A 5,558-nucleotide genomic window follows, 5' to 3' on the forward strand; every position below is an offset into this window, starting at 1 on the left:
GCAAGCCGGAAACGAACTCACGGGACTCGGAGTCAAACAGTCGCTCGCACTCCAAAGCCTGGTCGCGGCTCAGGCGCGAGCCGAAACCGTCGCGCGCGCACGAGAGCTCGCGACGGAGGATGAGGCCCGGCAACGGTTCAAGTCGTTTGTCGGGACAGAGGCAGGGTACGCGTCCAGGGATTGAGGCGTTTTTGAGCTGAGTAGACTACAATCGCCATTGGCGCCGCTAGTAGTGGCGTGGCTCGACATCGCCAAAATTCAGCGCGATCTCGGGACGGTTGACGTCAATGTCCAAGGTTTCCGGTTCCCCTTCGAGTTCCCGCGCGATCGTGATGGCTGCCGAGAAGGGCACTTTGTCCTCGATACTCTCCTGAGTCCACCCCATCGGAAACAAATCACCCTCATCATCGTAGGTCTTGAAGCTAAAGTGCGCCGTGAACTCGACGCGAGCAATCAGATCCACGGTAAAGGTCACAGCCTCTTCATCGGAATCCACCACGAGAGGTTCTGCGTTCGGGGCAAGTTGGAACTCGATCACCTTTGCCGATTCCGGCGTGGCGTCGAACGGATACCCAGTGCCCGCATCGATTATGAAATCAAGATCGTCCAAGCTGCTCTGAACCGCACCTTCGAGCTCCTGCAGGAGCTCAGAAGCTTTCTTGTCCCGCATCATGTTGAGTACCCGCGTGACGACAAGGTTGTCCGCTTTGTTGAAGAGCGCTAGCCCGCGTTTCACATCGTCAATATAGAGGATCTGCTCGGAGGTTTCTGCGAACTCTCTCCAGCCCCCGTCCTTGCTGACCGCCAGTATCAGCGTGTCATTGTCCTTGGCCCATGTCTCGAGAGCCACGAGCGCGAAAGCATCAGGAAATTCGGACTTCTTTTCCTTAGCAGACGCGAAGGGCGGTTTCGTCGAGATGTACCGTTGCCATACTTGGGCAACCGAGACCTGCCCTTCCACGGGAACGGCGTGACAAGCTGTGGCGGACAGGAATTCTGAGACAAGCTTCCTGGCCCTCTCCGCGGGATCTACGCTAAGATCGACGTCCTTCGAAAGCGTGAGAGACGAGGGGAGGTTCAATGCCTTTTCAAAGGATTTAACGGCGGCCCTGAGCTTGGCAGCCGCCTCCTTAATATTCTCAGACATTTGGCGAGCAACCTCATCGACAACGATGGCCGAGAGGACAAACTTGACTTGGGTGCCGCTGAACTGACCGAGGCTTCGGAGAATCCTGTATTGAAGGTTGTGACCGTACTGACGGAAGATGGAGGTATCCAGCGTGATTGCTCGAACCTTCCCTTTCGCAATCAGAGCTTCAATCTCTTCGATGCTCAGAACTGGCACCGTCGCCTCCGGACCTGCTAGCGCTGCCACCAAAGATCGAAATCAAGTCCATGAAGGGTCATCCTGTCATTCCCGCGCTTGTAAGCTGGCCCCGGAGGCTCCAAGCGGAAAGCTATGGGCTTTGCACGACTGGCAGTATGTCGTTGATGTAGCCTTTCCACTGCTCATTCTCCACCAAAGTTGACCGATTCAAGCGAATATTCTCGCATCCTGGTATCGAGCGGATTGTCTCTTTGACGGAATCCGAGAGCGCCCCCGGCATCCACGGACTGAGATTGATCCGCCTGATTGCGCCGAGATCGATTTCAAAGTCCTTGAAGCTGAGCAGCTGCTCCGTATCGACATAGACGATCCGGAACTCCTTCTCGTCCTGGTAGGGAAAGCGCTTGATGAACGGAAGCTCCTCCACTGTCAGTGGCGCCTCCCTTAATTTCCGCAGTTCGTAGTATTCGACCGAGCCATAGCGAATCTGCGGGTTTCCTTCGAATGCGGCGAGCAGGCGTTCGCGGTCGAACTCCAAACACACGCCATCCATGCCTTGTGAAAATACCCGCCAATGATGGTACGTCTCGAACTGCTGCGCAAAACAAAGAGCAAGGATAGAGCGCGCCTGCACAGCTTCCATATACTTGCGTATGCTGTAGATATCGTTCCGATCATCCCATAACTCGGGGTTCAACAGCGTAAGGCGCCGTTGCCGAAGGATCTGGATAGCCGCAACCAGGCTCGTATATCGACGCAAGGATGGCTCGCTCATGGAAAGCTCCGAGGCACGAGGTTTCGAGGCGCACTCTAGCACGCGCGCATGGTTCGGCCCGTCGCCGCGGCCACATTCGAACTCGGCAAGAACAGCGACCGCGAACTGCGCATCTTGCGTCAGCGCCACGTCGCCACGACCATCATGACGGTCATTCGCCTGACTGAAGAGACATCAAACAGGTAACATACTGATTTAATTATTGTTACCAGAATTGCCAAGAGGGTTTCATGGCCAAGCCCGCGCCTGTCCGCACAACCGGACCGCTCCACTTCGAAGATCTCGAGCCGCACCGGTTCGAGGATCTCGTCAGGCGCATCGTCTACGATTTTCGGCCGTGGACTCAGCTCGAAGCCACCGGCCGCGCGGGCAGTGACGACGGCTTCGATGCACGCGGCTTCGAACCTGTCCTGCAAGCCGACGCCGCATCCCGTGAGGACACCAGTGAGGACACCGAAGGAGCCGATGCAGAGCCATCCATCGAGCGCGTCTGGCTGATCCAGTGCAAGCGGGAAAAGACCATCACGCCGAAGAAGCTCGGCCAGCACCTTGACGCGATCGATCCGCAAATGGCAGGCACGCTGCACGGCATTGTCTTCGCCGCCGCCTGCGATTTTTCCAAGGCCGCGCGCGATCTATTCCGCACGCGCACGCGTGCCATGGGTGTTGCCGAAGCCTACCTATGGGGCAGGGGAGAGCTGGAAGATATGCTTTATCAGCCCAAGAACGACGACGTCCTCTTCACCTTCTTCGGCGTGTCCCTGCGTATCCGCCGCCAATCGATTGCCGCAGACGTGCGACGCCGCCTCGTGGTCAAGCGCAAGGCGACGCGCCTCTTTCAGGCTAGAATTGGCCTCGATGTTCTTGTTCGTGACGCGAGCGACGAGCGTTACCCTTATCCCGACGACGCAGCCCAAGACTTAGAGGCCCGCCGGTGGAGTATCTACCGCTATGAAGGCTGCCATCACGACGGCCTTCACGTCTTGCGGAAGCGGTGCTTCGCCTTCATTGATGACGACGGAAGGTCCTGGGATTTAGCCGAAGGCATGAATGACGCCAACCCGCACGACAATCCCTGGAGGACCGAAGCCGGCCGCAGACAGATGGAGGCGTACGCCGCCGCGCGCCAGGCTTGCATGCCCACATGGGACGATCTGCCGGAGCAGAACAAGGCATGGTACGAGGAGTTCCTCGTCCTGCCCTACGAACAGGTCATCGACATCGATGAGACCGGCGACGAATGGTTCGGCGGACCGCATATCTACGTCATGCCCTTCTCATCGCAGCGCGGTCCCTTCCACGATTACGTCCGCGTCAAGCTCGCCACCATCAGCTCGTGGGATCCCCGCAGTGCCGAGGCAGACCCCGCCAAGCGGGTGCAGCGCTTTCCGCGCAAACCCGGCCCAAAAGGCGTATCGTCCGATCCACCATGAGCACCGGAAAGCGCCTCATCCATCTCTCCGATCAGAGAGTTACGCAGCGTCTCGCATCGGGCCTCACCATCCGGCAAGACTTTCGCCAGGCCGCGCGCTTCGTCCTGTTCGACACTGGTCTCTCCGAATGGCAGTATGCGACGCATGGCGGGACGCTCTTTGTCGTCTCGTTTCGCGGTACGCCTTACGCGCTGACATGCGGCCATGTCCGTCAGGATTTTGAGTGGAGCCAGCTTGTCGTGACCAACAGGCGCGACGGACGAGCCATTGCCGGCCTATCCGCGGTCTTTCACGCAAGCTCCCCGAAAGGAGCCGCGATCGATACCGATATCCTCGACGTGACGGCGATCCGGTTCAGCGACGACATCGATCCCGACTACTTCGGGAACGCGACTTACCTGCTGGTCGAAGGCACAGTCGGACCGACCCGGACGGGCGATACACTGCACGTCTCCGGCGTACTCAAGGAGCTCAGCCAGATCGGTGAGACAACGATCTCCCCAAGGTTTTGCCTTCTCGAGATGGAGGATGACACCGCCTTCAGCCATGATCCCACCCTGCGCTCGGCCTGCGGCCGGTTCTCGGAACCCGAATTCACGAGCGTGACGGGCTTGAGCGGAGCACCTGTCTTCAACGTTAGGACATCGCGTCTTACCGGCATGGTCGCGCGCGCGACACTGCAGAACAATCTCTGCCGTATGCGCTACATCGACATGTTCGACATCCTGCAACTCCTCACCGCCGCACATGACGGCCGTGCCGAAACCGCCTACACCAAGGAGTTTGTTGTGTCGAATTCGCGGCCCTAGAAGAAGATTCACGTACTCCCTGAATCCGCGATGGCCGTGACGTCGGCCTCGTCCGCTTCGGACCAAACTGCGAAGTTAATTTCGCCTTCATAGCAACAATCGCCTTAGGCCCCGGACACCAACTGCCCTCACCTGCACGACTATGAGCACAGGGCCCAGTTCACGAGTCCGCCCATTGAGCCCACGCATGGGCAACGCGCATCGTACTCGCACAGTCTTCCTTCATTTCATCTAGAACTCCCGACGACTCCCGCGTATTGCGGCGTTTCCTCATTCACTGAGCATCAACCTCTCCGGCATCATCGCACTGCCCGATAGCCCTGGCATCGGGTGGCGCCGGAACTGTGACAGCCTGTCTGACCCGCCGCCTCTAACATTCTTCCGCTGATGTCCCCCACGGCCAACGCTGCTTGCGCCGATGGCGGAGCCTTGCCGGTAGCATGGGGCGCGCGCAGACATGGACGATCTTGCGATCATCGACCGCTTCACGGAGACCTTCAGCCGCTACATCGACAGCGGATTCGGCCTCCTCGCCGGCGACGTCGCGTTCCTGACCAGCATCCTGGTCGCCATCGACATCACGCTCGCCGGCCTGTTCTGGGCCTTGATGGGCGAGGACAACGTCATCGCCCAGCTCATCCGCAAGGTGCTCTACGTCGGCTTCTTCGCGCTGCTCCTCTCCAACTTCCAGGGCCTCGCCGACATCGTCTTCCAGTCATTCGCTGGGTTGGGCCTGAAGGCGTCGGGCACCTCCCTGACGGCCGCCGATCTCATGCGGCCGGGGTTCGTCGCCTCTACGGGCTTCACCGCATCAAGGCCGCTCCTCGAGAAAGCCGGTGAACTGATCGGTTTCACGACGTTCTTCTCAAACTTCGTCACCATCGCCGTCCTGATGTTGGCCTGGGTGATCGTGCTACTTGCCTTCTTCGTGCTCTCGGTTCAGCTCTTCATCACCATCATCGAGTTCAAGCTGACCGTGCTTGCCGGCTTCGTACTGGTGCCGTTCGCTTTGTTCGGCCAGACGGCCTTCCTGGCCGAGCGCGTGCTCGGCAACGTCATCTCCTCCGGCATCAAGCTCATGGTGTTGGCCATCGTGGTCGGCATCGGCGCCTCGCTGTTCGGCACCGTGATACGTCCCACCGGTGAAGTGACGCTGACGCAGGCCGCCTCCTGCATCCTGGCTGCGATCGCCGTGTTCGGCCTCGCCATCTATG

The 5,558-nt window shown here is 59.2% G+C and carries 5 protein-coding genes; 3 read left to right on the forward strand and 2 right to left on the reverse strand.

Translation table 11 applies throughout. From position 1 onward, the window contains the following. Positions 1-226: 226 nt before the first annotated feature. The gene (locus V7082_RS21235; RefSeq protein ID WP_324539179.1) at positions 227-1,345 is read right to left on the reverse strand and encodes a PIN domain-containing protein; all 1,119 of its coding nucleotides are present in this window, start codon (positions 1,343-1,345) and stop codon (positions 227-229) included. 112 nt (positions 1,346-1,457) lie between these two features. After that, entirely contained in the window at positions 1,458-2,231 is a 774-nt protein-coding gene (locus V7082_RS21240) for a DUF2971 domain-containing protein (RefSeq protein WP_324539181.1), read from the reverse strand. 101 nt (positions 2,232-2,332) lie between these two features. Between V7082_RS21240 and V7082_RS21245 the strand changes: the two genes are divergently transcribed. The 3 genes from V7082_RS21245 to trbL form a co-directional block, all read left to right on the forward strand. Beyond that, positions 2,333-3,535, forward strand: a complete 1,203-nt coding sequence (locus V7082_RS21245) for a hypothetical protein (protein ID WP_324539183.1) — start codon at positions 2,333-2,335, stop codon at positions 3,533-3,535. Continuing rightward, positions 3,532-4,344, forward strand: coding sequence for a hypothetical protein (locus V7082_RS21250; protein ID WP_324539185.1), 813 nt, complete (start codon positions 3,532-3,534; stop codon positions 4,342-4,344). Before V7082_RS21245 ends, V7082_RS21250 begins: the two co-directional genes overlap by 4 nt. Before the next feature lie 457 nt (positions 4,345-4,801). Continuing rightward, on the forward strand, positions 4,802-5,558 hold a 757-nt coding region (trbL, locus tag V7082_RS21255), incomplete at its 3' end, for a P-type conjugative transfer protein TrbL (protein WP_334151667.1).

Source organism: Hyphomicrobium sp., from assembly GCF_036833075.1.
Taxonomy (GTDB): domain Bacteria; phylum Pseudomonadota; class Alphaproteobacteria; order Rhizobiales; family Hyphomicrobiaceae; genus Hyphomicrobium_C.